Origin of the sequence: Thalassoglobus sp., assembly GCF_048270125.1 — a bacterium.
Taxonomy (GTDB): Bacteria; Planctomycetota; Planctomycetia; order Planctomycetales; family Planctomycetaceae; genus Thalassoglobus.
Map to the genome: position 1 here is coordinate 178,660 of NZ_JBLWTN010000006.1, position 26,632 is coordinate 205,291.

Annotated in this window: 21 protein-coding genes and 1 tRNA gene; 11 read left to right on the forward strand and 11 right to left on the reverse strand. The window is 49.6% G+C overall.

Translation table 11 applies throughout. From position 1 onward, the window contains the following. The first annotated feature begins 143 nt into the window (after positions 1–143). Positions 144–1,697 carry a hypothetical protein gene (locus ACN0YR_RS09795; protein ID WP_417849032.1) on the forward strand — a complete coding sequence of 518 codons (1,554 nt, stop codon included), beginning with the start codon at positions 144–146 and terminating at the stop codon, positions 1,695–1,697. A 103-nt stretch (positions 1,698–1,800) separates the two neighbouring features. Here the strand turns inward: ACN0YR_RS09795 and ACN0YR_RS09800 are convergent, their stop codons facing one another. From ACN0YR_RS09800 to ACN0YR_RS09810, 3 genes are all read right to left on the reverse strand, one after another. Next, the gene (locus ACN0YR_RS09800) at positions 1,801–2,622 is read right to left on the reverse strand and encodes a polysaccharide deacetylase family protein (protein ID WP_417849033.1); all 822 of its coding nucleotides are present in this window, start codon (positions 2,620–2,622) and stop codon (positions 1,801–1,803) included. Positions 2,623–2,770: 148 nt separating this feature from the next. Continuing rightward, a complete protein-coding gene (locus ACN0YR_RS09805) occupies positions 2,771–3,661 on the reverse strand; it encodes a sugar phosphate isomerase/epimerase family protein (RefSeq protein ID WP_417849034.1) in 891 nt (296 codons plus the stop codon). Positions 3,662–3,805: 144 nt separating this feature from the next. Next, positions 3,806–5,896, reverse strand: coding sequence for a spermidine synthase (locus ACN0YR_RS09810; protein ID WP_417849035.1), 2,091 nt, complete (start codon positions 5,894–5,896; stop codon positions 3,806–3,808). Between the two features lie 682 nt (positions 5,897–6,578). Between ACN0YR_RS09810 and tsf the strand changes: the two genes are divergently transcribed. Together tsf and ACN0YR_RS09820 are read left to right on the forward strand one after the other, a co-directional pair. Beyond that, positions 6,579–7,412, forward strand: coding sequence for a translation elongation factor Ts (gene tsf / locus ACN0YR_RS09815; protein WP_417849036.1), 834 nt, complete (start codon positions 6,579–6,581; stop codon positions 7,410–7,412). 279 nt (positions 7,413–7,691) lie between these two features. Continuing rightward, a complete protein-coding gene (locus ACN0YR_RS09820; protein ID WP_417849037.1) occupies positions 7,692–8,045 on the forward strand; it encodes a Rieske (2Fe-2S) protein in 354 nt (117 codons plus the stop codon). Positions 8,046–8,145: 100 nt separating this feature from the next. Here the strand turns inward: ACN0YR_RS09820 and ACN0YR_RS09825 are convergent, their stop codons facing one another. Both ACN0YR_RS09825 and ACN0YR_RS09830 read right to left on the reverse strand, forming a co-directional pair. Then, the gene (locus tag ACN0YR_RS09825; protein WP_417849038.1) at positions 8,146–8,517 is read right to left on the reverse strand and encodes an STAS domain-containing protein; all 372 of its coding nucleotides are present in this window, start codon (positions 8,515–8,517) and stop codon (positions 8,146–8,148) included. Between the two features lie 344 nt (positions 8,518–8,861). Beyond that, positions 8,862–8,935: transfer RNA gene (locus ACN0YR_RS09830), tRNA-His, on the reverse strand. A 73-nt stretch (positions 8,936–9,008) separates the two neighbouring features. Here ACN0YR_RS09830 and ACN0YR_RS09835 point away from each other — a divergent pair. Further along, positions 9,009–9,698 carry a TrmH family RNA methyltransferase gene (locus ACN0YR_RS09835; protein WP_417849039.1) on the forward strand — a complete coding sequence of 230 codons (690 nt, stop codon included), beginning with the start codon at positions 9,009–9,011 and terminating at the stop codon, positions 9,696–9,698. Positions 9,699–10,232: 534 nt separating this feature from the next. On the opposite strand, the gene ACN0YR_RS09840 is transcribed toward ACN0YR_RS09835, so the two are convergent. Further along, on the reverse strand, positions 10,233–10,721 hold the full coding sequence (locus tag ACN0YR_RS09840; protein WP_417849040.1) for a division/cell wall cluster transcriptional repressor MraZ: 489 nt from the start codon (positions 10,719–10,721) through the stop codon (positions 10,233–10,235). Between the two features lie 248 nt (positions 10,722–10,969). Between ACN0YR_RS09840 and ACN0YR_RS09845 the strand changes: the two genes are divergently transcribed. Continuing rightward, complete coding sequence (locus ACN0YR_RS09845; RefSeq protein ID WP_417849041.1) at positions 10,970–12,358, forward strand: phage portal protein; 1,389 nt, start codon at positions 10,970–10,972, stop codon at positions 12,356–12,358. Between the two features lie 346 nt (positions 12,359–12,704). Here the strand turns inward: ACN0YR_RS09845 and ACN0YR_RS09850 are convergent, their stop codons facing one another. Then, positions 12,705–14,645, reverse strand: coding sequence for an SHD1 domain-containing protein (locus ACN0YR_RS09850; RefSeq protein ID WP_417849042.1), 1,941 nt, complete (start codon positions 14,643–14,645; stop codon positions 12,705–12,707). A 602-nt stretch (positions 14,646–15,247) separates the two neighbouring features. Between ACN0YR_RS09850 and ACN0YR_RS09855 the strand changes: the two genes are divergently transcribed. Next, on the forward strand, positions 15,248–15,772 hold the full coding sequence (locus ACN0YR_RS09855; RefSeq protein ID WP_417849043.1) for a hypothetical protein: 525 nt from the start codon (positions 15,248–15,250) through the stop codon (positions 15,770–15,772). Between the two features lie 251 nt (positions 15,773–16,023). Here the strand turns inward: ACN0YR_RS09855 and ACN0YR_RS09860 are convergent, their stop codons facing one another. From ACN0YR_RS09860 to ACN0YR_RS09870, 3 genes are all read right to left on the reverse strand, one after another. Then, positions 16,024–17,019, reverse strand: coding sequence for a hypothetical protein (locus ACN0YR_RS09860; protein ID WP_417849044.1), 996 nt, complete (start codon positions 17,017–17,019; stop codon positions 16,024–16,026). A 181-nt stretch (positions 17,020–17,200) separates the two neighbouring features. Beyond that, positions 17,201–17,758, reverse strand: a complete 558-nt coding sequence (locus ACN0YR_RS09865) for a CinA family protein (RefSeq protein WP_417849045.1) — start codon at positions 17,756–17,758, stop codon at positions 17,201–17,203. 187 nt (positions 17,759–17,945) lie between these two features. Beyond that, positions 17,946–19,052, reverse strand: a complete 1,107-nt coding sequence (locus ACN0YR_RS09870) for a DUF444 family protein (protein ID WP_417849046.1) — start codon at positions 19,050–19,052, stop codon at positions 17,946–17,948. 684 nt (positions 19,053–19,736) lie between these two features. Here ACN0YR_RS09870 and floA point away from each other — a divergent pair. The 5 genes from floA (at position 19,737) to mobA (ending at position 25,023) form a co-directional block, all read left to right on the forward strand. Beyond that, a complete protein-coding gene (floA, locus tag ACN0YR_RS09875; RefSeq protein WP_417849144.1) occupies positions 19,737–20,648 on the forward strand; it encodes a flotillin-like protein FloA in 912 nt (303 codons plus the stop codon). Between the two features lie 194 nt (positions 20,649–20,842). Next, a complete protein-coding gene (locus ACN0YR_RS09880; protein ID WP_417849047.1) occupies positions 20,843–21,061 on the forward strand; it encodes a hypothetical protein in 219 nt (72 codons plus the stop codon). Positions 21,062–21,702: 641 nt separating this feature from the next. Then, positions 21,703–22,755 (forward strand): 3-oxoacyl-ACP synthase III, encoded by a 1,053-nt coding sequence (locus ACN0YR_RS09885; protein WP_417849048.1) that lies wholly within the window; start codon positions 21,703–21,705, stop codon positions 22,753–22,755. Between the two features lie 377 nt (positions 22,756–23,132). Then, entirely contained in the window at positions 23,133–24,248 is a 1,116-nt protein-coding gene (locus ACN0YR_RS09890; protein WP_417849049.1) for an SPFH domain-containing protein, read from the forward strand. Positions 24,249–24,375: 127 nt separating this feature from the next. Next, entirely contained in the window at positions 24,376–25,023 is a 648-nt protein-coding gene (mobA, locus tag ACN0YR_RS09895; RefSeq protein ID WP_417849050.1) for a molybdenum cofactor guanylyltransferase, read from the forward strand. Here mobA and ACN0YR_RS09900 read toward each other — a convergent pair. Next, on the reverse strand, positions 24,992–26,503 hold the full coding sequence (locus ACN0YR_RS09900; RefSeq protein WP_417849051.1) for a BBP7 family outer membrane beta-barrel protein: 1,512 nt from the start codon (positions 26,501–26,503) through the stop codon (positions 24,992–24,994). The genes mobA and ACN0YR_RS09900 overlap by 32 nt on opposite strands. Positions 26,504–26,632: the final 129 nt, after the last annotated feature.

Consider the following 26,632-nt stretch of genomic DNA (forward strand, 5'->3'; position numbering starts at 1 on the left):
CTTCACGGGCACAGACTTCGCGGGGAATGAAGCGGACAAAGATTCTCAAAGCTGAAGCCATATGTGGAAAGCCTGAGAAACAGGAATTGCAGCAGCAAGCAGCTGGTTAACAGAGAATACTTGATACGAAAACGGAGTTGGTGATGAAGACTGTTCTAGCTTTTTGTTTGCTCACTTTGGTTTGCGCCAGTGCGGATGCACAGTCAAATCGAGACCAGAGAAAAGATTTCGTCGAAGGACTCCTGAAGTCTCTCATTGATTCTCAACTTGACAGGGGACGACCGAGCCCCGATCGCACTCCTCCGAATCTCCCGCCAAACGCTGACTTGCAGCAGGCTCAGGTCTTTCTGGATGCTCTCACAAATCAATCGGCACAATTAGTGAACCTGTTGAGAGTTGAAGAGCGGAGTATGCCGCAATTGCGTCCCCTGCTGGCCGATGCACTTACGATCCATGCGGATGCAAGAATGCTTCGTGATGATTCACGCTCCGTTCGTGATCAGAGAGCTTTGACGAACTCCGTTCGTGAATTTGATCGGAAGTGGCGGACACTCGCCCATCGCCTCAAGCAAATCCCGGAGCTGGGCCGAGCGAGCCTGCGTACAATCGATTCGATCACCGACCTTAACACCTCCCTGTCTCAACTTCTTGGAATCGATCCGCAGTTTGACCGAAATTCACTGCTGAGGTTGAGTTCGTCAGTCTCAACTTCGATGGGTCACTTGAATCAGGAACTCCGATACCAACTCCATCGAAACCCGATCCGGGATCAAATTCTCACTCAAGGATACCAACTCAGTTTGCAGGCCAGTCAGCTTGTCTCACTCGTGGATCGCTCAGACTATAAATCGATCGTTGCGAGCACGCAAAGTTTTCAGCAAGCGTGGAAAGTCTTTGCGGTCAGATTGCGTGAACTCAACTCCGAGAGAATTCAACGCGACATGCTTGAAATCGAACAATCCCTTCGCGACATCTCTGAAATTCTGTGGCTGACGGCTCCGATCGATAAAGCTCAGATTGTGCAACTCACACAAACCATTGAGCGTGAGTTCGATCTGTTTCTCGATAATGTTTCTCTCGCGCAGCTTATTCGGCTCAATCAAACGCAAAATTTGATTAAACAGTCGACACAGTTTCATGCGTCAGCTCATCTGTTTGCGGAAACTGCGGAACGGTCGCAAAATCTCAACGATTTATCTTGGGACTTTCAAGTTTTGGAAGTCGAGTGGAAGGAATTTCTTGTTGAAGCCAGAAGAGTCAATCTCCCTGCTGCTCAACAGCAAATTCAGATGATTCAGCGATCAATGAACATTCTTCAGAACATGCTAAATCTGCGTCCGCAACTCGATCGACGTGAGCTCCTTCCAGTTGTCGCCTCCGCTGATGATTTGAGTGACCGCTTACTCGGCACCGGAAAACGGATCATCGGCAATTCAGGAGCTTATCCAGGAACCTTCCGCATCAAATTTCTCAACGAACTGAATGAACTGCACGACTCAGCCCACCAGCTTCATGACGGGCTGATCCAAACGAAATCCGAAAGTGAGCTGCAGCGTGATGCGGAACACCTCATCGAGCACTGGAACGGGGTGAAGCAACTGGTGCCGCAACTTCGCCAACAGGACCAGCAGCAGATCATGCAAATCATGGCACAACTTGAACCGAACATGGTGAAGCTGCAAGTCATCTTTTACTGATTGTCCCCCGCACACACGCGAACAGACTCACAAACTGACCGTAGTTCCACACCACGTCCTGCACCACAGATCCACACCAAGATGTGGGGTTTGACACCAGAACTCACTTGAACAAGCCCCGTCTCCCTCCCCGCATTCGCATCGAAAATCCTAGCAAACCTTCAGTGCCGGAAACTTTGATGCGCGGGACTTGAAAAGGATCTGCGTAGGGACGTTTCGCAATCCCGGACTCAGTTGTCACAGCTCCCTGATACTCCGCTGCGGCAACCATTTGCAAATGTCTGGATTCATAAATTCCAAATGGGTATGCAAATGTTTGCGAATTGACCTGGAACTCAGCGTCTAATTCTTTCTTTGCTGCTGCGATTTCGTGCGTTGCTGCCTGATCTTCGATCGTCGCTAAATTTGCATGAGTGATGGTGTGCCCACCTAATTCCCAGCGGCCGGTCTTCACCATGCTGTGAATCTGTCCATCGGTCAGCTTCGGCTCCTCTTGAAGCTCATCATCCTTGTGATGTGCTTTCTTCTTGCTCGACCATCCGCCGTCTCGCTGAGTAACTAAATAAAGCGTGGCACAGGCTCCGTATTTCTCAAGCAGTGGGTCGGCGTTGGTCCAATTGTCTTCATACCCATCGTCGAACGTCAGGCAAACTGACCGTTCAGGGAGAGGTCCACTAGAAAAGAGTTGACTGGCAAACACGAAATGAAAGTCGCGAGCTTTCAGCCAGGCGAGTTGTTTCTCCAACTGTTCCGGTGGGACACGTAATTTATTAAATCGCGTGCCGGGACGATGCGAACGGACCATGTGATACATGAGCACTCGCGGTGCTGACCAGTCTACAACGGGACGCCACCAAGCGTATTGAGCACTGAAGTACCCCACGCCTCCCAAACAAAGACCGACTCCCAAAGCTTCGGCAATCATAATTCCTCTACAGCACTTTTCGAGTTGATGCCTTCACAAGCTCTCGAATGCCTCGATAGAAGCTCAGCGGTAAACATTCTCGAAAGATTCAGGATTGCGAGACTTATTTGTGCATTTCGCTTATCAGAGACACTCACTCACATTCCATTTACAGGTCGAGGAGTTGGTCCATCAGCTGGACAGTATCCTCCAATGATTTGTCGCCCCCTTCACGGGTCGCCCAGCCAGTGAACTTGATTTCGGCCAGTGCTTTGCGAACTTCCGGCCAATCAACATCCCCTTCACCAAGTCGGCAGAATCCGTTCGCTTGGCCCCAATCTTTCACATCGAGCTTCACGATACGATTGCCAAGCATGCGGATCCAGTCTTCCGGTTTTCCGAACTTGCGGACGTTGCCGATGTCGAAATAAGCCCCGACCCACTCACTATCAATCGCATCGATATAGTCGCGATATTCTTCAGGAGTTTCGCAGAACCCGTTCCAGACGTTCTCGATCAAAATTTTAACTTGATGCTTCTTAGCAACCGGAATCACTTTTCGGATTTCGATGATCGAGCGATTCCAAACATCATCATGAGTCTCTTCCGGACCAGTCACTCGCCCCGGAACCAAGAGGACCGATGTTCCTCCAATTTTTTTTGCATCTTTGACAGCTTGAGTCAAAGCAGCACGACCAATTTCCCGAACCGCTGGGTCTGGAGAGGAGAGTCGCTCCTTCCAATGGACCATGTCGACAACACCGTGCACAGGGAGATCGACCTGCTTAATGGCTTTATTCAATGCATCGAGATCGGGAATTCCGGGGCTGGCTCCTTCGATTCCATCAAAGCCAAGAGTTTTATACTGCTCAAGCTTGGTGACCATTCCGTCCAGGTCTTTGCCAATTCTGCCACCTTTATTCGCTTTGAAAATCTTCCCTTTGTTTTTGCGTTCTCGTGTTGCAGGTTCCGCTGCCAGAGTCCACTCCGCGCCAGAAATGGCAACTCCGGTAACGGCGGCCGCTGTTCCTAGAAACTGCCGACGTGACTGCTTCGACATCACCCTCTCCATCAATATTGCTGAACAACACAAGATCTTTCAGGACACAGGATGGACGATTGAAGGGGAAACATCAATGAACAGATGTCTGCATCTGTACTGCTGAATTCATCTCCGTCGAACAGGTTTCAATGAAAGAGCCAGTTACTTCAGCACCGAGTAGAGGTTACTGAAATCGTCGGTCCAGAGGACACGATCCTTCGGGGCGGTAATTGTCAGCTCAAGAAGCCCAGGATCGTCGAGGATGTCCTTGTCATGACTGGCAATCATCCAAAGACTTGAGACCTGCGATGTTGCGTCGTCACCATAGAATTTCGTGAGTCGAAATTCCATTCCAACCTGATCTGCCAGCGCTGTGGTCACCGAGGCCAAATCGAGGTGCAGATTTGAAACATGAAATGCAAGAACTCCCCGTTCGTTCAGATGGCTCATGTAAATCTTGACAGCCTCTTTGGTGAGCAAGTGGGTTGGCACAGAATCACCGGAGAAGGCGTCCAGAACCAGCAAGTCGTAACCTTGTGGGTCTTCCCGCTCAAGAACAAGTCTGGCATCGCCAACGATTGTTTCAGTTTTCGACGGGGAGCCTGAAAGAAAACGAAAGTTGTCTCGGGCAATCCGAACGACTGCCTCATTGATTTCGTAGTAACGGAAATGGTCGGATTTGCGACCGTATCCAGAGAGTGTCCCGATCCCCAAACCAACAACCCCCACTTTGATGGAAGGTCGAGACTCGTTGAGGGCTGAAAACGTGCGACCGATTCCGGAATCTGGTCCGAAATAAGTTGTTGGAATCATCATTTTCTCAGGCGACTGATATTGCACACCATGCAAAATCCGCCCGTGCCTCAAATTGAGAGTATGCTCCTCTGGATCGTGAGGGGACTGATCTTCAATACGTAAAACACCGTAGAAATTTCGTTCGATTCTTGTGGAATTTCGGATCGTCCCACGCGCTTGCGATTGCAAACTGATGGCAGTCACGATGACTGCGGCATATGCTCCGTAGTGAACCCACGCAGGAATTTGATTGGCCTCAGATCGTTTCCCGTTTTCATTGAGATAGACTCCGATTGCCAACGCAGAACAAAGGACGAGTGCAAAGTGCATCTCCAGGAGGAGCGGAAAGAAAGCTGGAGCAATGACGCCGACAAACACTCCACCACTGGCTCCACCGGCGGCCATAATGAGATAGAACGAAGTCAACCGAGCCGGTTCCGGCTTCAGCCGTGCCAATTCGCCGTGACAAATCATGCATACTGCAAAGAGAGCGGAAAAATAGATGAGAACCTCAACCACAAGTCCGATTGAAGGTGGCTGAGTCATGAGAAATGTCACCAGTGCCAGTGAGAAAGCACCACCGAGACCGAACCCCAAACGTGAATACCATTGTTCGCCATCGAAGCAAAGGATGAAGGACAATAGGTATAACGAAAGTGGAATCACCCACAAAAATGGGACGACTGCAACATCCTGGCATACCTGATTTGTACATGCTAACAGCATCACTGATGCCATCATCGATAAGCTAAACCATTGCCACCAGCTTCCAGCGGACTTCTCAACATTTGCCTCAACGTTCGTCTCTTGGGAAATGGGTTGCGAAGATTCAGCCGGTGTGGCATTTTCTGCTTCAGTTTGAAAGAAGACGGAGACCCATCCACAGAGACCGCACAGCAACGCCAGACCAAAAAATCCGATTGACCAGATCGAGGACTGCTGAGACATTCCGATTACTGGCTCGAAGAGAAACGGATAACTGACCAGCGCCAGCAGCGATCCGATATTCGACAACGCATACAATCGGTATGGTGAACGTCCGGGGAATGTTCTGCCGAACCACGACTGCAAGAGTGGTCCAGTTGTAGATAACACGAAGTACGGAAGTCCAACAGTGACTAGTAACAGCCCCAAAATTCGAATGACTGGTGCCTCATCTCCGGTCGGCTTCCAAGTTGCATCAGGCAAGATGCTGATGGTCGCCACAGCAGCGATCAGTAGCACAGAATGCACAGTCGCCTGCCAGCGTGGAGTCAATTTGCTTGTCAGCAAATGGGCATAAACATATCCACCGAACAGGACTGTCTGAAAAAAGAGCAGGCAGGTGGTCCAGACATTCGGAGTTCCCCCGAACCAGGGCAAAATCGCCTTGCTGATCAGCGGTTGAATCTGAAAAAGCAGAAACGCACTCACAAACACAGAAACTGCAAACAGAACTGAGACAAGTCGATTTTTCATGAGTGGCGGTCGAGGTTAGAGAACATCCGGGAAGCTGACATAATTCATCCAGAGGAACGTTAGCTCAAGCAAACCTGCATGTCGCCAAAAAGCAACAATATGTGAAGAGTCCCCACCCCGGTTATGACGTCTGTACGAAAACTGTTAGATCGCGCAATGGTTTTACCTTTTCGCCCCCTTTAAGATTTGTGCTCGAACCTCCTCACTGATTCACCTGTCCAGTTGTGCACAAAGGTGATTTTTCAGAGGCACGTAGAAAGATTCTCAGTTTTTGCTGAGTCGATCGATTCTGGTTGTGGTTCGATCCAATTTTCGCAACAATACCGCCGATGGAGCATTGATCTGCTTGAAAAGGCTGGTATGGAGATCGGTGACCGCGACAAAATCGCTGTCTTGTCCGTTCATTCGTGTCACCAAAGGGTTTCGATCCCCAATTTGCATAAGAACAACTGACGCGAAACGGGTTGAGGAGGCTTTCCTCAATAAAAAACCAATTTCAACAAGCTGATGGTTCAACAGGCTGAAGGTACTCAACTACTAAAAAGTTGAACCGACTCCATGGGCGATGAATCGCAATATCAAACAATGTGATGGTGAGGTGCCATCAAACGGCTGGCGAGTATTCCAGCAGATACGTAGACAAGAAAAACGACTTCAACTGGATTGAGAGAGGACTTCGGAGATGGCCGAAATTACAGCCGCAGCAGTCAAAGCATTGCGGGAAAAAACAGATTTGCCCATGATGGATTGCAAAAAAGCACTCGTGGCAGCAGACGGCGATGAAAATAAAGCCATCGAAATCTTGCGCGAGCAGTTCGAAAAAGTCATGGTCAAACGTGCCGACAACGCAACTGCCGAAGGTCGCATCTTCACGAAAACATCTGAAGATGGAGCGACCTCAGCTGCTGTCGTGATGCTTTGCGAATCTGCACCAGTTGCTGGCAGCGAAGGTCTCGCCGCTATCGGAAATGCCGCTGTTGAGCAACTCCTCACCGGTCCAGGAGCTGATTCTGGCGAAGCACTACTTCAACAAGACAATCCAGCTGGTGGAACGCTGAAAGACTTGTACGAAGAAACAATCAACAAAATTCGCGAGAAAATCGTCATCGGACAAGTTGCCAAAGTAACTGGTCCAGTCGGAATTTACGTTCACCACGATGGCAAAACAGGTGTTCTCTTCGAAGCTGAAGGCGAAGCCAAGAACGCTGATATTCTTCGTGATATCGCGATGCACATCGCTGCGATGCGACCTACAGTCGCGACCGTTGATAATGTCGACCCAGCTTTGGTCCAGGCTGAGCGAGATCGACTCACTGAAGAAGCCAAAGCGAGTGGTAAGCCAGACAATATCATCGAAAAAATTGTCGACGGCCGAATGAGCGTCTTCTACCGCGAAGAAGCTGGCGTTCTAACTGAACAACCATTCGCCAAAGATGATTCAAAAACTGTCAGTCAGGTTCTGGCAGAAAACGGATTAAAAGCGAAACGATTCACCCTGCTGACTGTTGGGAACTAATCGATTTCGTTCGAGTCAACGCTCGCGGCTGGTTCAGTCGCGAGCGTATTTTTTTATAGAACAGATCCTGCTTGAAGTCGTTCACTCCAGCTGAATTGCTGCAAAGTGATTGCTGCACTTAGTGACAATAGTGACACTTAATGAGTCGTCAACAGGTCTTCGACCTGGCGAGAGACGCGCTCCACGGACGCAGCCATTCGTAATGACACCTGTGACATCAGCGAATGTCAACGATTTCAGCAACACGGTTCTTGTAAGTGTCCCTTAGAGAAGAGTGGTATGTCAGAGTTTATTGCTGTGGCGAAAGTCGGCGACATCCCCGAAGGTGAAGGCCGCGCTTTTCCAGTCAACGGGCAAATGGTCGGGCTCTTTCTGGTGGATGGAGAATACCTGGCGATCAACGATTTCTGCCCGCACATGGGAGCATCCCTTTCTGCGGGATACGTCGAAGATGGGGCTGTCAGCTGCCCTTGGCACGCATGGCGATTTTGCTTGAAAGATGGTTCCTGGCTCGATAACCCGAAATCGAAATTAAAGACGGATTCGTACGAAGTCCAGATCCAAGGAGACGAAATCCTCGTCAAGGTTCCTGACCGACCAGATCTGACCGCTCCTGAGTCTCCAGCTGAATAAAACCTCAAACAGGTCAACGCCAAGCAAATGCCTGTTCGATGCACAGAATCCTGACCGGCGGCAACACATTGCGGAGTCTATCTTGATAGAGGGTCAGGATTTACGACTTATTCTCAGCTGAAGAAATCGCAGCGACCGCAGCATCAACATCGTCATAGATGGCCCAAATTGAGTCGAGGTTGGTCATCTGCAGGATTTCTCTACAGTAAGTTTGCAACCCCGTGATTCCGAACGCTCCGTTTTCACTACTCTTAATTCGATTCCAAATCCGGAAGAGTGTCTCAATAAATGAAGAGCCGTAGAATTCCACATATTGCATATTGATCACAATTTGCGGTGGGATGCTGGCAGCCAAATCAAAAAGTTTCTGGCTGATCTCTTCCAGATTCAGTTCATCGATGCTGAGAGCCTCGGTGCCAATAGTGAGCACTTGCACACCGTTGATTTCTTCATGTGTCACTGAAATTGCCATCGTCATCACCACATCTCAAGGCCGCACTGACACTCCGGTACTCGCCATCCAGAATATACTACTTATATCCTAATCGGCACTGGAGCGTTGTCAATTCGCTGTAACTCATTGAATCTATTGAATTTCAGCATCGTCGCAGCACGACTGAATGAACGGAGTGGGTGACGAGTTCTAGAAGAAAATCCCGCCTGCCAACCTGATCTCCGAAACGCCGATGAGCCGTACACAACCAACTTATTGTATTTCGACAGTTGCATGAAAAAAGCCAAACCAATAAGTATCGGTTTGGCATTTCGTTTTTAAATGGAGTTCCTTGATAGCCTTTTTGACTGTCTTTCGGAAAGGGTGAGTAACGGGATTTGAACCCGCGACCTCCTGGACCACAACCAGGCGCTCTAACCAACTGAGCTATACCCACCATCTATTCGCTCTCCAGTTTTGGTTTGCGAACGGAAAGAATAATCGACTTCACGCATTGAGACAAGCGTCCCATGACAGAATACGAACGAGCACTCCAGGAACACCTCCAACAGTTCCTGACACCAGAGCGTCAAGCGAAGTTCACAGCTACTTTAAGCAACCGAACTCGCCAGATCACAGTGGTACTCGTTGATCTATATCAGGAGCATAACGCGAGCGCAATTTTGAGAAGTTGCGAGGCTTTTGGCGTGCAGGATGTCTACGTAGTTGAATCGACGCATAAATTCTCTACGAAAAGAGATATCGCCATGGGAACGGATCGCTGGCTCACGCTGCACCGCTTCGAAGGAGAAAATAGTCTTGATCGGTGTTTTGCAGAACTTAGAGACCGCAATTTCCGCACAGCCGCAACAGTAGTGAATGAAAAAAGTCTTCCGGTCTCATCAATCGAGTTTCAGCAGGAAAAACCATTGGCTCTTTTTTTTGGTACAGAAAAAGAGGGGCTTCCCCCCGAAGTCATTGAGCGCGTTGATATTTGCACACACATCCCAATGTTTGGTTTCGTCGAGAGTTTTAACGTTTCTGTCGCTGCGGCACTCTCTCTGCACATTCTGACCGAGAAACTCAAACAGTCCGGAATCGAGTGGGAACTCCGCCCAAATGAGCTCGAAGACCTCTACCTGGAATGGACTAGAAAATCCGTCTCTAACTGTGCAGCCATCGAAAAACGCTTCAAAAGAGAATTGGAAGCGTCGAGTTAAGAACGGAGCAACGCTGGGCCACTCGCTCAGAGGGCATGCTCAAAATATGGTTGAGCCATCAGGTTTCGCTGGCAAAGGGACATCTTCGAAGCCCCGCAAAATTTGGGACTAGAGCAGTTTGCTCTACCGTTTGCCCGTGAAGAACGCATTTGTCTAGGAAAATGCTGTTCGCCACGAGGCAGAACCTGCAAACCAATTCGAAAGATGCTCCAATTCGCCAACAGCGGTTCTTTGACCTGGATTTATCAGTACGAACCTGGTCGACACTGATTTCTTCGACTGAGCTGAGTCGGAGCAGATTTCTTGATCATGCTCAATATGTTTGATTGCAAAAAAAATCGCATGTCCGGCAGTTGTGAGAAAGTGGCGTCCATGCCGAGTTTTCCATCCCTGAGAGCCTTGTGTGGGGGCTCCTGCAGCGTTGTTGAGTAGCTTTTCTTTCTCCCGCCCGCCAGACATGCGTTCAGGTTTGTGTGGGGATCTTAATTCTCTCGTTGTTGACGACCATGTCTTGAACTTTCTGATGAGAACGGTTTACCCGGAAAGGCTATTAAAGAGCTCACCAAATCCAGGCATATCTGCTCGAAGCTGTTCCAACCAAGCGTCGGGCCTCCAGATTTCAACACAAACGACAGCTCCCACGATCATCACATCGCCTCCCTTGTCCACTCCGAGAAATTCTCGGAAGCCTTCCGGGATTAAAACGCGAGACCGATTCGCAAGTTTAACTTCGGCAGAACGTGTCGACAAAAGCCGACCGAGCCGCTGGACCTCGGTCCATCTCTGTTCCATACGGCCGGTGCGGATCTTCTCGCGGAGTAAAGACAATCCGTCATCTACTCGCACTTGCCAGTCAGCTGCTTTCCACAAACTTAGACAACCATCGCGTTCCTTCGCGAGGATTGTCTGACCGGCACTGTCCGTCACTGAAGAAGCAAACTCAGCAGGTAGAGTCAGTCGAAATCGATCATCCATCGCCCTCCGGAATTCTCCAGTAATAAAGGCTTCAGGAGGAGTTGACATGATCAGATGACTCAGTGTTGGTAAACGTGAAACCAAATCCTAATGGGTTAATTCCCCACATGCAATCAAATTTTAAAAGATCTTTTGGGCGTGTTTCCCACAAAGAGGATACTAGTAGACAAATCTGGCCGGTCAATACGATTGTGCCGGTTTTATGGAAAATTTCATTGAACCACCGAGTCCGCGCAACTTGCTGAAGAGCATTTAAAGGGACCAGAGAACCTTCCATTCTTCATCAGGAACAGACAATGTGGCGTTACTTCCGCGATAAACTCTCGACCGCTCAGCTTCGAGCAAAGTACGAAAAGATTGTCCACGAGCGACTCGTCGAACTGACCGAGACGACACATGCTCAACCGGTTGCAAACGATCCGGGGGAATGGGCCCTCGTGGGGGGATCGAAGTTTTTGGGCACCGAGCCAGAGCGAACATCGACTCGTGACAAAGTGAGAAAGCTGGTGCTTGAAAATCCACACGCCTGTAACATTCTGCGGCTGATGGAAGCGTACGTCACAGGTCCAGGACTTCACTTGAGTCACAAGCTGCTCGACGGGCGAGAGGATGCATCACATCATGAAGACTTGATTCAAACAGCGAACCTGCTTTGGAAACAGTTTCGCACGAAGAACGCGTTGCATTATTCGTACAACGAACATGCCCGCAGAAGCTGGCGCGACGGAGAGGCCTTCATTCGTAAATTTTCCGGAGGTCACTGGCCACCTCATGTTCGCTTTGTCGACCCGGAAACAATCACGGCGACTGCTGAAGCTCCCGACTCGCAGGGAATCATCACCGCTCCACATGATGTTGAAACTCCGGTTGAGTATCTGCATTTGATTGCGCCGGGAACGAATCAGGTTGAACGGATTCCGACAGAAGAGATGTTGCAAACCCGAATCGGTGTCGACTCCAATGAAAAGCGAGGCATCTCGATCTTTGCTCCAATTGTGGGACCGCTGAACTGCTACGAACGCTGGCTGGAAACCGAACTCATGGCCCGTAAGCTGCAGTCTTCAATCGTACTCTGGCGGAAGGTTCAGGGTTCTCCGCAGATGGCAGAGACAGCTGCTAACCGAGCCGGAGATGGGACTGGGATCGGAGGAGCCCGACGGGAAAAGTTTGCCCCGGGGACGATCCTCACGACCAACCACGGAACGGACATTCAATTCTTACAGCCAAACACAAACTTCGGCGATGCAGTTTCTTTAGGAAGAATGCTGCTGCTCTCCATTGCTGCCGGGGCAGGTCTCCCCGAATTCATGCTTACTTCCGATGCATCGAATTCCAATTTTGCTTCGACGATGGTCGCGGAAGGGCCAGCTGTCAAATTCTTTCAGAGCGAACAAGAACGATTCGCAGACGAATTCACGCGGCTCTGGAAGTGGGTCATGCAAGATGCGATCGACCATGAACTGCTTCCGCAAGACTTCTTTGAACAGATCGATATCAAATGGTCGTTCCCACCACTCGTCAACCGCGACCGTTCTAAAGAACGCCTTGCGGATGCCCGACTAGTTGAGTCAGGGATTCTCTCCAGAGCAGAAGTTGCTCGCAGGGATGGCGTTGATCCAGAGATGATGAAGCGAGAGCGACAGGAAGAAGCTTCGGTGACAGCCCCTCAGCAATCCGAACGTTGATTACGTCGCGATCACGCCGCGAGCTCAACACCAGTATCCAGACATAAAAAGAGGCCGCCGAGTCATGCTCGGCGGCCTCTTTCACTGTTTAGAGCATCTTTCGAATTGGTTTGCAGGTTCTGCCTAGTGGCGAACAGCATTTTCACTATAGAAATGCGTTCTTCACGGGCACACGGTAGAGCAAACTGCTCTAGAACTGATCCTGAAACTTGAAATTGCTCTCTCAAACGTTGAGGAAAGCGGCTATTCCAGAGGTTTTCGGACTGGTTCTATAGCAAACGCAGTTCTCAGCAGGAGCACGTTTCAGTAGATGTTGTCCTCACAAGCTTTGGTATCGTGTGCATTGTTATCGGGGGCGTCCTGTGGGACGACGGCGCGTCGAGGTTGTCGGAACGACCTTGGAGCTACCAATTGTTTGTCCACCGGGTGCAGCGTTCAACTTGACGTCGCCAATCGGCTTTTGCACAAACTTTGGAAGGGCAACGTTATCATAGAATTGATAGGCAGGCTGCTTCGAAGCTTTGCTGAGGATGTCACCCAGATTTTCATTCGATCGAATATGTACGAAGTGTGGAATGTTGGTCCCAGTCTTCTTCCAGATTGTTTTCCCCTGGTAGATCAATTCGACAGTTGTTGTATAAATTTGAACGGTATAAGAACCGGAGCGAGTATAGGTCATTTCTTGTTGTTTCGGGCCGGAGACAGACGCCTTCAAAGTAACCGGTGCGGAGTCATCAACAGTAATTTCCAACTCGCTGAGTTTGTTTCTCAGACTCGCTTCGACTTTGGCCTGATGCGAACCGGGGATCTGTGATGCGTCGAGTTGAACATTCACTCCCTTGCGGAAAATGAACAGATCCGGTTCGTTCAGTGCTGCGTTCAACGCTTCACGAGCACCTTCATGAGGGAGCAAAGTTGGCATCAGGGCGCCAGGGGAGTTTTGGGGGCTCACCGAAAAGTAAGTTGTCCCGTCGATGGCCTGTACATCTTCTGCACCATGATAATCCCACAACTTAATCATACTCTCGAGTTCGACCAGATACCGTTTTCCTAGCAGCACGAAATTGTCATGTGAGTATTCCACTCCGGAGTTCAGAACAATTCCTTCAGGCACAAAGTCACGATAGATCTCTCCGGTTTCGAGTTCCCAAACCAGCAGGGAGTCAAAAGCAGTGCAGGCAAGCCTTTCTCCGGAAGGGCTAAAAGCAAAATTCGTGAAGTTGAGGCGACGAGGTGCCTTCTGAATCGCGATGACTTCATGCGATTTGGTCCCAAAGAGGCCAATGCGTTCATCTTTATAAAACGCGAGCATACTGCCGTCTGCGGACAAAGCGGGACGGCAGTTACCATCGATGGAAAAATGACAGACAGGCTGCAAAGTGGAGAGATCCCAAATGCTTACTAAGCCGCTTGAGTCTTTCAGCACGAACGAATTTTCATCGAGAAACTGTGCAAATTGAACTTCAGGGCTTCCGAATGTTCCTTCGCGAATTGGAGCAAATGTACGCTCTCGGGAGATTTGGTTGTTCGGCATTCTCCAGAGTTCTAAATTCGGTGAACCACGCTTCAGGTTCTTCATCAACAACAATTCACCATCCGGATGCAATGCCAGCGGAGCCATTTCAGCATACACAACCCCTTCCCCTCGCTCACGACCGGTCTTCAAATCGGACAGCACAAGGCGTGTTTGTGGAGCTTTGTTTTTCACTCCAAAATTCCACATATATCCCGCCACGGCTCGCTGAGCTTTCGGATGAATCACGACCCTCTGCAACTTCTCGAAAAAGTCGACTCGTTTCGGCAGCGACGCCGCTTTGGGGACGTAATCGAGTTCTTCAGGTGCAACGGGTACCACGTCCCACCCATCGCCATAAGAACTGATGTCAACCTCGCTGGAACGCCCCCAATCCACGTCCTGAGTGGCTCCCGGGTTTGCAGCCCCATTGCCGGAGCCAGCCTCTTTCTTTGCAGACATCCCCTCTTTCTTCGCAGGCATTGTCCCTTTGTCGTCATCATCCGTAGTCTTGAATGGATTGAGCTCAAGTTCTTTCAGATACTTCTGGTCTGCCTCACTCAACTTCGAGATGTCGATTTCAACAGACTTGCCGTCGGTTCGCTCCAGTTTGACTTTGCCATCTTTCTGGGAAACGAGCTTCGCCTCAATTTTGAATCGTCCGGTTGCGTCCGACCAGGTTCGAGCATCGTCGGCATCAGCAACCGCCCCAAGAGCCACCAGCAAAGCGAATGTGATGATGGGGAAAATATTCGAGTGGCGTATCAAGCTCATGAGGCTTCCTTTCGATGTCAACCGGTCTTAGTCATAAGTCCGCAATCATATGTACGGGGACTACTAACTTTCAATCGTAAGACTCGATAAGTGGGCTGTCAACCAGTTTCCCTTCAGAATGAACGTCCATCCGAGTCCGCTGTCATCGTTCATTTTCAGCATTTTGAGACGTCGGTTTCTCAAGCTTCTCTCGCAATGGCTGAAGCAGAATGTTATCCTTTTGTTTCACCTTCGAATCCGATTCACCAGTATAATTCGACTGTAGAGAGATCCCCTAAGACTCAGGAACTGAGACAGCAGAGACTGAGCAGCCTCGCAAAATGAGTCTGCTCATCGCGCAGCCGAAAACCTGGATTGATCTCTTATGAAGAGACAGAGACAATCCTTCATGATGGAGTTTTTCGGGGACTGATGAAATTCACTACAACACACAACGGAGCAGGTTCACTATTCAGCAAGTGGGTCAAAGACTTGATGTCCCAGTAAAGTCAACGTTAGCAATCTCAACATTGGTCTTCACGTTCAGCCTTGTGGCGAGCAGTCTATGAGGTCACGAAAGTGATCTTCACAGGCATGACAAGCATTCTGTTTTTGGAATGGCAATGAACTGTTACGACACTATCGATCACATTTTGTCGAACGATCACAAAGAGAGTTCGATCTCAAAGCTTGATGAGCATCTCCAGGCATGCCCCCGCTGTCGATCACTCGTCGAAGTGATTTCGCCGATGCTGAATGCGTCACTCGTCACAGAATCGAACGATGAGCGAGTTTCTGTCCCCACATGGTCTCCGCAAGAACTGACCGGGGGCGAGTCTGAAATCGCAATCGAATTCGCTCAGAAATCAGCAATGAGACTGGCACTCGCCACAAAGACACAAGGCGAGTCAAAGCTATCCCGACTCATCTCGCGTGAATCACGCTTCATGAACAAACTCAAATTCGCAGCAGCGTTTCTTGCTGGCGTTGCTGCCTCGTTCGGTGGGATTGCAGTGCTGCGTTCAGAGTCTGTGCCAAATGAAGCGCATATGAACTCGACCTGCTTACTCGGTTCCGACTTCGATGACTCAACATCTTCGGAAAAGCTGGTGCGATCGTGCATGGCATGTCACATCGCGTCGAACTAGAACCAGTCCGAAAATTTCTGGGATAGGCGTTTTCTCAACGCTTGAGAGAGAAATTTCAAGTTTCAGAATCAGTTCTAAAAACAGCAGCTGAGACGAGAGCGATTGTCCACTTCCTGAATGGTCATGGGCTCAAATTGCGAGAGAGCGAATTAGAGCATCTTTCGAATTGGTTTGCAGGTTCTGCCTCGTGCCGAAAAGCGTTTTTATTGATCAAACGCGTTCTTCACGGAGACACGGTAGAGCAAACTGCTCTAATCTTGCGATGACGACCTCAAGGCAAGTTCAATGAACTTATCAAGTCGATCTCCATCCTCTTTATTCCCGATCACTTCCTGAGCAAGAGCACCTAACCCTCCGCCCATTCGCTTGACCTCTTTCTCAAGGTGCTGTTTTACCTGAGCCAGTTTTGCCCGCTCGCGAGTCAACATGGCACGCTCTAACGAGACGGAAAGTTGGGCCTGTCGTAACTGATCTTCGAGTTGATCATGCAGTTCAACAAGCTTAGCGACAAGATCAGATGGAGCATTCGAGAGTTCACTCCAATCGACTGGTGGATAAGCTGCAGCTTCGGCATTCCTCAATCTTGAAATCAAGTACACGATATAAGAGTCACGATCAGTGACCGCTTCCAGCAACACAACGGGATCGTCAAACTCCACCAAAGGAGCTGGCATGTCCGCCAGTTCAGGCTCTTCATACCGAGGCCGTTCGTTTGACTGCGAATGTTTCTGGCCTGGAGAAAATCCAGCAGGAGTCACCGAATCCGATGATTCATTTGTTTCTGATTCGGATTGATCATTCGCAGCGGCTTCATCACCTAAAAGGCGAGCTTTGGTCGCTGCCCAGAAATCGTCATCGTTCGAGGAGTTCGTACTTTTTGAGGCGGGAGCGGACGACGCATCATTGCTGGATGTCGTTTTGGATTCAGCTTGCGAATTCGACGGCGAGGCGAAGTCGCCCGATGAAAGCATTTCGAGGATTTGTTCAATCCCCAACTCGATCCTCGTGAAATGGTCTTCAGGATCGAGCTCAGTGTAGGTTTCTAGAGCTTTCTCAACGTGATGAGCCAAACTCAATAGCGGTCGCGCTTGCGCGTCTCCAGGTTTCACCCCGGACCGCTTCAAGCGATCTAACTGGTCTGCCGTTCCTTCTAGACGTTCCGTCAGCGCAGCAATGATTTCGTTCTTGCTGGTGAGTTCTCGCTGAAGGGACTTCAGATTCAAATTGTCGTCCGTGGTATCACTCATCGGATCTTCATGTTCCGTGCCCAAGAATACATTTCCAAAGCTATGTCATGTAAACTTAGTTCACAATTTGCAACGTGACGGCAAAACGTAAAAGATTTAACAAGTTTCACGGAATCCATTTGAGCAGAAAGACTTACGCCGACTCAGTGAGAGTCCTCCCCACTATCAGTGAGGATTTCGTTCAACAATCGGCAGCCTGCCCAGAGCAAAGCGAGCTGTGAGTGAGAGCATTTCGCATCACCTGCAAAGCAGCATCAAACTGCCGGGTCTGTCGCAGACTGAGTCCCGCTTCGGGCTCTGAACGAAGCTCAAACTTGGTGACACTCGTCGAATCTGCACTTCGGGCTGCGATCCCAGAAAAAGCGATACCATCCCACTGCGGAGGAGCATCAGGTCCCAGATGTCCCGTCACTGAGACTGCAAGGTCCGCTTCGGGCGTTTTGTGAAGTGCTCCTTGTGCCATCTGGCGAGCTACGGTCTCCGAGACCGGACCAACTTCGGGAGCAGCGAGGTCTTCGTCCGACACCCCTAACCAAGAACTTTTCGAATCGTTTCGATAGGTAACGAACGAGCCACACAAAGAATTTGAGACTCCAGGAATTTTCGAAAGCGTGGCAGCCAGCAAACCCGAGGTGCAACTTTCCGCAAAAACAATTTTCACAGAACGTTTCCTCAGAGCTGAAACAAACATCTCAGCTGTCTCCTGCAACTCATCTTCCAGACTCAGCTGCTCACTCATCCCTGTCTCACAAGTTTCAATGAAATTTCTTCACGGGTACGGCAAGGACTGAAAACCTTCCTGGCTGATAGAATGGAAGATAGGGTTCCCCCCGGCTTCTTTGTCACTTCGCCCCACTTCTCTGCTAATTTCGCGGACGCCTGATCTGCTCAAGCGAATCACTTAACACTTTTTCATAGCCGTTAGCTTAGCGTCCTTTGCCAAGAAAAGTTTTAATGGAATCGTAGATCCCTTCCTTACTTTCGATTTCACTCAGGACCAGGTTCTCAAAATCAGCTTCAAGTTTTCGCAAGTCCTTAATGAACTCTCCGCTTCCGTATGGGCTTCGAACCTGACCGTAGCAGAAGAGGTTACAAACCTGTAACAAGTTCTCAACGAGGTAACGCGTCGACTCTTGGCTATCCTCTCCCCAGTTGTCCCCATCGGAAAATTGAAAGATATAGATGTTCCATTCAGCTGGCGGGAACTCACGCGAAATAATGGAGACCGCTTTTTCGTACGCCGACGAAATCCGAGTCCCACCCGACTCTCGAACCCGGTAAAAAGTATCTTCGTCAACTTCATGAGCAACGGCATCGTGAACAACGTACCGCCGTTGTACTCCCTGATACTGGCTGCGTAGCCATGTATCGATCCAAAAAGATTCGATGCGGACCAGTTCTTTTTGTTCATCCGTCATCGATCCGGAAACATCCATGATGTAGATAATCGCGGCGTTCGCTTGAGGCATCGGAACGGAAGTCCAGCTGCGGTAGCGTTCATCTTCGCGATCCGGGATGATCATCGGTCGATCCGGATTGTACGTCCCGCTTGAGATTTGTCTTTTGAGAGCCTGCTTGTAAGTCCTCTTGAAATGTCGGAGCGATCCAGGCCCCGTTCGCGAGATGGTGTTGTACTTGTCCTTCTTGGATAGAATCGAATCCTGGCCTTTGGGAAGAATGTTCGGCAATTCGAGTTCGGCACCGAGCATCTCCGCCAGTTCGTCTAGTGAAACTTCGACTTCACGAATGTGTCGCCCAGGCTCACTCCCAGCGATCCCGTGGCCATCCCCTTCATCTTGCCCACTCCCAATAGGTTGACCGACTTCCCCTTCGCCCTGCCCCGTTCCTCCCGACCCTTTGGAACCATGCTGGAAGTGAGGGATATCGATGTTCGGAACCGGAATGCTGACCGTCTCGCCGCCTTTGCGGCCCAGCATTTCACCGTGATTGACGTAGCGCTTCAAATCCTTGCGAATCCGACCGCGGACAATTTCATTGAAGCGTCGCAGGTTTCGTTCGATCACACGAGCCATGTCAACTCCTTTGGGGATTGATCCCTTTCTGGAATTCTATGACGAATACAACGAATAAGTCACCAGCGATTTTTTAGAACTGATCCTGAAACTTGAAATTGCTCTCTCTCACAAGGTTGAGAAAGCGGAGATGGTAGAACTGGTCTCAAAACTTTCTGTTCACTTATCTGGTATAGAGAAAGGTCGGATTCAAGAGGATTTGAGACTGCTTCCAGAAGTTTTCGGACTGGTTGACATTTCGGCCTCTGCGAAGGTCTCTGATGTGCGAATCATGCCTGCCAATCCTGGAATTCTCTCGACTTATTTCGAAGAAGTTCGGAAAGAAGAGTAGTCTGAGTGATCCGGGACATCTTTGAATTCGTTGCTTGAAGAGACTCAATGATGTTCACTCCTGAAATTGATTCCCGGAACCATTCTTTGAGTTGAATTTGCAATTTCGCTGTACAAGATTACAATCTCAACGGGTGTTTACACGTTTAGAGATAATGACTTAGGAACAAAGACGACAATCATTTCCCAGTGAAGGCTCATCGGGAAAACGCGATTGAACTTTGTTGCCTCTCAAATGACGACCTCCGTTTTAGAATTAATCCCCACGGGAGATCCCCAGTGAGACAACTCGAATTAGATGGAGTCTTCCTTCTTGCTCAAGAAGATGTTCCAGATCCTTGGGCTGTTGCGATAATGGTTGGCATCTTCCTGGTTGTGGTTCTAGGGCTGATTTCAATCTTTCTGCTCGGCAAATATTTCAATCTTTGGATTCGTGCTTTTGTCACACGTGCAAAAATTGATCCGTTCACGCTCGTGTTCATGTCGCTGAGAAAGGTCAATCCAAATACGATAGTGGATGCCAAAATCAGTGCTGTCCAGGCAGGCCTGACGGACATCCCAACACGCTCTTACGAGGCCCATTATCTTGCTGGAGGGAATATCCAGCGTGTTGTTCGCGCACTGATTGCTGCACACAGAGCCCGCATCGACCTCGATTGGGACACTGCTTCCGCGATTGATCTTGCTGGTCGCGATGTGCTTGAAGCTGTACGGACCAGTGTCGACCCGAAAGTGATCGATTGCCCAGATCCACGCCACGGTCGCACAACTTTAGATGGTGTTTCTAAAGACGGAATTCAACTGAAAGCCCGTGCTCGCGTCACCGTTCGAATGAATCTGAGCCAACTCGTCGGCGGAGCGACTGAAGAAACGGTCATTGCCCGTGTTGGGGAAGGGATCGTTTCTGCGATTGGATCATGCGACTCCCATACTCAAGTCCTTGCAAATCCAACGCTGATTGCCCAGACTGTACTGCGAAAAAGCTTGGATTCACAAACAGCATACGAAATTGTGTCCATTGACATTGCAGACATCGATGTTGGAGACAACATCGGAGCACGTCTTCAAGGAGATCAAGCTGAGGCAGATGTCCGTGTCGCGCGGGCGAAAGCCGAAAAACGTCGCGCCGAAGCTGTCGCATGGGAACAGGAAATGCAGTCAAAAACGCAAGAGAACCGTGCATTGGTTGTTCTTGCTGAAGCAGAGATTCCCAAAGCAATGGCTGAGGCATATCTGAATGGATCACTTAGAGCAAAAAATACATGACGGCAGGATTTGCCGGTTAGTTCGATTGCAAGTCGAAAACAAAAGATTGGAAAGGAAGCCCCTCAGTTATTACGATGTAGAAAGTGGCAACGCTGTCCAAACGTAGACGGACATTGCCTCACAATCAGCTGCTCACAACTTCTCGTGAAATCAGGGACGACGAATCGATATTTGTGTTGTGTAGCAGGATAACAATGAGCCCTGAAACTATGTCTGAACTCAATATTCAACTGACTCGAAAACAACAAGAGATGCTGCTCCGTGGATTGCGATATGTCCGCAGCTCCATCGCTTTGGACGCTCAAAACTGGAGCGAACAACTTGAAGAAGAGCGACATCAAAAGTATAGCGAAATCGCTGAACTTGAATCGCTCTTAAACGGCGCCAAAATTGTCGAAGCTGCCACAATTTAACAGCGCTGGTTAAGATCACTGACATATTCGGTATATGAACATGTCTTCCGAATTCGCCGTGATTCACTGAAACGATCGTTCTTCCAAATTTTGATAGAACGAACTGATCGCTTTGGAAAAATCAAGAGACTGCATAACACCCCGTGACAGGAATTTGATTCGTGTCACGGGGTGTTTATATTGCTCGATCGAGCATTGAGAGTCTTGATATTTTCGCGACAGACAATATCAGTCTCGTCAGAGAATTTTCAATGTTTGTTGTGGCTGCGATTGATGTGACAATGAAGTTCACTTTCATAACTTCGTGATCTGCTTGCCACGACACAGAACGTAAAGACCAATTTTGGATTTACTCTCGAATCACCAGAGCAGTTTGCTCTACCGCGTGCCCGTGAAAAACGCATTTCTCTAGAGGTGGTCCTGAAACTTGAAATTGCTCTCTCAAACGTTGAGAAAAGCGGCGATTTCAGAGGTTTTCGGACTGGTTCTAGTATAAATGCTGTTCGCCACGAGGCAGGTCCTGCAAACCAATTCGAAAGATGCTCTAAATCCCAATGAGATCCGAACAGCCAATCTCTCAACGATTCATCGTAGTCCTGATCCCTGAAATTCAATCCGCTTGAGATTCAAGCGAAAGCCTTATGCGTTATCAACATGTTTGCCTGGAAGCGATCGTCACCAATCCTCCCGAAGAGGTGGTGACCTCTGTAGAAATCGAATCGCGACTCGCTCCTGTCTATGAAAAACTTCGATTGCCGGAAGGCCGACTCGAACTCATGACAGGTATCCGGGAACGTCGGTTCTACCAGCGAGGGACCCTTCCAGGAACAATCAGCGCAGCCACTGTTCAAAAGGGACTCAACGCTGCCAAGATCGACCCCGAATTGTGTCAGGCATTAATTCACGGATCCGTTTGTCGTGATCAAATGGAACCAGCAACTGCAGCGGCTGTCCATGCTGCGGCAGGGTTGCCTAAAAATTCATTAGTGATTGACGTTAGCAATGCTTGCCTGGGCATCTTGAATGGAGCTGTGATCATTGCTGACATGATCGAGCTAGGGCGCATCAAAGCTGGAATTGTCGTCGGAACAGAAATTGGTCGACCACTTGTAGAAGCGACGATCGACAAACTCAACAACGATCCAAGCGTGACCCGAAAATCATTCAAACTTGATTTCGCATCATTAACAATCGGTTCAGGCTCCGCTGCGATTGTTTTGTGCCATGACTCCATCAGCAAAACGGGAAATCGGCTTCTAGGAGGAGCCTGCCGGGCTGACACGTCTCACGCCAACCTGTGTGAAGGAGGAGTCGATGCCGGTGAAACAAACGATCACCGGCCTCTGATGAGTACCGATTCCGAAGCACTCCTTTATGCAGGTGTCGATCTCGCCCAAGAGACGTGGGAAAAGACGAAATCTGTTCTCGGTTGGACGAACGACGACGTCACAAAAACATTTACTCACCAGGTTGGAAAAGCTCACCGTTCGCTGCTGCTGGAGAAACTGAACCTCTCTCCCGAACTCGACTTTCCAACCGTCGAGGTGATGGGAAATACGGGCTCTGCTGCCCTGCCCACAGCTGCTGCACTCGGGATTGAAGCAGGCTTTGTTTCTGCCGGAGACCGCATCGCATTACTCGGAATTGGCAGTGGCTTAAATTCGATCATGCTTGGCGTCGAGTGGAACTCATGAGGATCGCTGAGTTTTCTTGAAGTTTCTTTTCGGAAGGATTTTCTTTTGATCCGGTCTGAGTAGTTGAACGTTCGTTCCCTCAGAGGGTAGGATCAACTTCTGTCATTTGCTCCTCTCATACTCAGAATTGATGCAAAAAACAGGATGACATCTCTCAATCCCGGAGAGGCTCATTTCATGGTTTTCAGAGATGTACATTGCACCACAAACAAGGTTTCTAAAATCGTTCTGATTCACTGAAATTTCGAACACTGATTCAGTTTGTGTTAGAACCAGCCCGGAAACTTGTGGAATGAAGACTTCCCTCAGTGTTTGACAGAGCATATTCAGGTTTCAGGATCAGTTCTAAAGTTAGTTAATTCATAAAGGATCGTTGCATGGGACTCTTTGACAAACTCCGCGCCGAGTTAATTGACATTATCGAGTGGGTCGATGACTCTCGTCATACGATCGCCTGGCGTTTTCCTCGCTATCAGAATGAAATTAAAAACGGCGCACAGCTGATTGTCCGCCCCGGTCAGATGGCAGTCTTTGTTCATCGTGGGGAATTGGCGGACACATTTGGCCCCGGACACTATGAATTAAAAACTGACAACCTGCCTATCTTAAGTACGCTGGCAGGATGGAAGCATGGCTTCAACAGTGCGTACAAGGCGGAAGTTTACTTCGTCAACACGCGACAAATCACAGATCTGAAATGGGGAACTCCCAACCCGATCATGCTCCGCGATGCAGACTTCGGTCCAATTCGCCTGCGAGCTTTCGGAACGTACACGATGCAGGCTGTCGATCCGAAAGCATTGCTCAAAGAGCTGATCGGCACAGATTCGAGTTTTGAAATTGATGAAATCAACGAACTGATGCGTTCGATGATCGCCTCAACGTTTGCCGACATCATTGGCGAATCGAAGATCAGCGCACTCGACCTGGCTGCCAATTATCGCGAACTTTCTGAGGATTTGCGACAAAGTGTCGTCGAAAAAGTTGATGACGAATATGGGCTGAACCTCCCGCAATTATTTATTGTCAATGTCTCGCTTCCTGAGGAAGTCGAAAAAGCGATGGACACCCGCACAAGCATGGGTGTGATCGGAGACATGGGGCGCTTCCAGCAATTCCAGATGGGCAAAGCCATGACAGCCGCTGCCGAGAACCCGGCAGGTGGAGGAGCTTCCGAAGGAATGGGGCTGGGAATGGGCTTCGCAATGGCAAACCAGATGGTTCATGGCATGGGACAAGCTGCCGGTGCAGGTGGTGCAGCACCACCACCGCCTCCGATGGCAGCGACTTGGTACGTGGCTGTCAACGGAAAGTCTGAAGGCCCGTTTGACCTCAACCAGATGTCACAAGGAGCACAAGCAGGTCAGGTCAAGAAAGAGACGCTCGTCTGGTCTCAGGCAATCGGCGACTGGCAACCAGCTGGACAGGTTGGTGCGTTAGGAATGATCTTCGGGCCACCAACCCCTCCACCACTTCCACCAAGTGGATCATAACTCTCACTTTAAGAATCATGAGCACAGCCTCGTTCCCGCAAGTCTGCTTGCTGTGACGAGGCTGTTTGCATTCCCGAACTGTGCCAACTTGCATCCATGCATTGTGCCAACTTGCGAGCCCTGACTGATGACAACTTCCATTGAACTTGGTGCCATCGTGCTGTGCGGAGGAAAGAGTTCGCGCATGGGACAGCCGAAGCATCTTTTACCATTCGGGGATGAGCTTGTCCTACAACGAGTGGTTCGAAAGCTCAGCGACATCACCACAAAAATTGTGATCGTCGCAGCTCCCGATCAAGCGATCCCCGAGTTACCAGTAGAGTGTCAACTCGTCAGAGACAAGGTCACCTATCAGGGCCCGCTGTCTGGACTGATGTATGGCATGCAAGCACTGGAAGGTGATGTCGAAGCAGTCTATCTCTCAGGATGTGATGTTCCGCTGCTCAAGTCGGAATTTGTCAAAGAGATGGTTCGACAATTGAACACAGCAGAGATCGCGGTCCCGTACGAAGAGAAATTTCTACATCCGCTGGCGAGCGTCTATCGAACCGCATTACGAGTGCGAGTCGAAGAACTGATAGCAGCAGGAGAGCGTCGCCCCAGGCAACTGATCGAATCGTCAACAACACACCTCGTTTCAGTCGAGGACTTAAGGAGCGTCGATCAGAACCTGGATTCGCTTCGCAATATGAATACTCCAGAAGCCTATGCCGAGCTTCTGGAGATTGCTGGAATTTCAGCAATTACGGAAAGACGATTTCCCCACCCACAGTGAACGCCGAGACGTATCGACTGTTGACATTTTGATTGACTCCGAAGTCGAGCTGGCTCGGTGACATTGTCGGATCAGCTGCTGAAATCGAGTTGTAACGGATACTTGTATCCGCCGAGCCGAGTCGGCCCATCCAGGTCAAATTGTAACCGACTTTGAATTTGAGCCATTCCGTCACATCGTATTTGGCGTACAGATTCAATTCAGCAGAGGGAGCAAAGTCGAGTTCACGGTCGAAAGAGGTCGTTGAAGCTGGGTCATCAATCACCAGGTTTGGATCTCCCAGAAGGACCGAGAGATCGCCCGGTTCACGAGCGTTTTCTGTGTTTACTCGTGAACGGATCAAACCGACACCCAAAGCGACTTTTGGTTCCACGCCGACTGTGAATCGGTTTTGCTTCACTTCTGAACGGAATCCGAACTGAAGTGCATGTCGGAAGTTGTGAACCTTCGATTCGATGCGATTCGACTGTGGAGTCGTCAGCGGTCCAGTGATGGTGACATCATCGGTCGCATAGCCAGAGTTGTTGTTAAACGAGCCACCAAAGGAGAGGTTTTCCGAATACTCTTCATGTCGCCACCCGACAATCGATTGCAGAGACCAACCGTCGTGTGGAATTCTTAGGTCATAGACATAGTTCACATCCGCAGACCACAAATTCACTGAGTATTCGCTGAAGAAACTTTCGTCATACACAATCAATGGAACTGGAATCCCGTCGGGAGGCGTGTTCACCGCAACATCCCCAAGATTCCCCGGCTGATTGTCAATTGTGTAAGGGATCACGATAAACTGAATGGGTGGTCCGTAGAAGCCGTCGTTTAAGCTGGTTGGAGGGATCGACGGAACTCGCAACGACTCTGCTTGCTCTTGCAGTGACCAGACGGAGCCTTCCAACCACGAACGTGTGTCGATTGGAATCCCGAAGCTCCCTTTGATGCCGTTGTTGTCGTCCCAATCAACATTGTCGGTTGTCGGAGCAACTGCCGCTCCAGCAATCCCGGTCGTTGAATTCGGGTCAACCGAAGGGAGATCAAATCGCTCGCTGGTATTATCAATCAAATTTCCATTGATATCACCAATCGATGTTCCAAGAGACCGACCACCTCGGTGACCGATTTTCGCATGCCAGTATTCGAGTCGAATCCAGCTGTCCGGTAAGTGCGGAGCTACAGCTGTATGGAGAGGCATCCCCCCCGCAAACGGGTTGAAATTCTCTTCAGGGATGAGCTCTGCATAAACTCCCGAACCAGGCTGACATCCATAAAATCCTTCTTGTGGAGGAGAAGAATGCGGAGCTGGTAACGGTGGCCAGGGTTGAGCATTCACCTGCGTCGCCATTAAGGAAAACGCAAGAACGAAAAGCGACCATGCTGTCCGCTTTCCGGAAAGCATGGCAAGTCGATCACGTTTCGTCACAACAGCTTCGAACTTCTTGAGTCCTCGCATGCAATAACGAACAAGCAGTGCCTGCGTGTCCATGGATTCCCTTCCACCTTCATCTGTCGGCAATTTTCGCACTTGCCTCAACAATTAAGGCTCCACTCAGGAAGTCTCAGTATTGAGGCAATGCAATGGTCATCACGCGCAATATGTGCGGTATGAGATGTA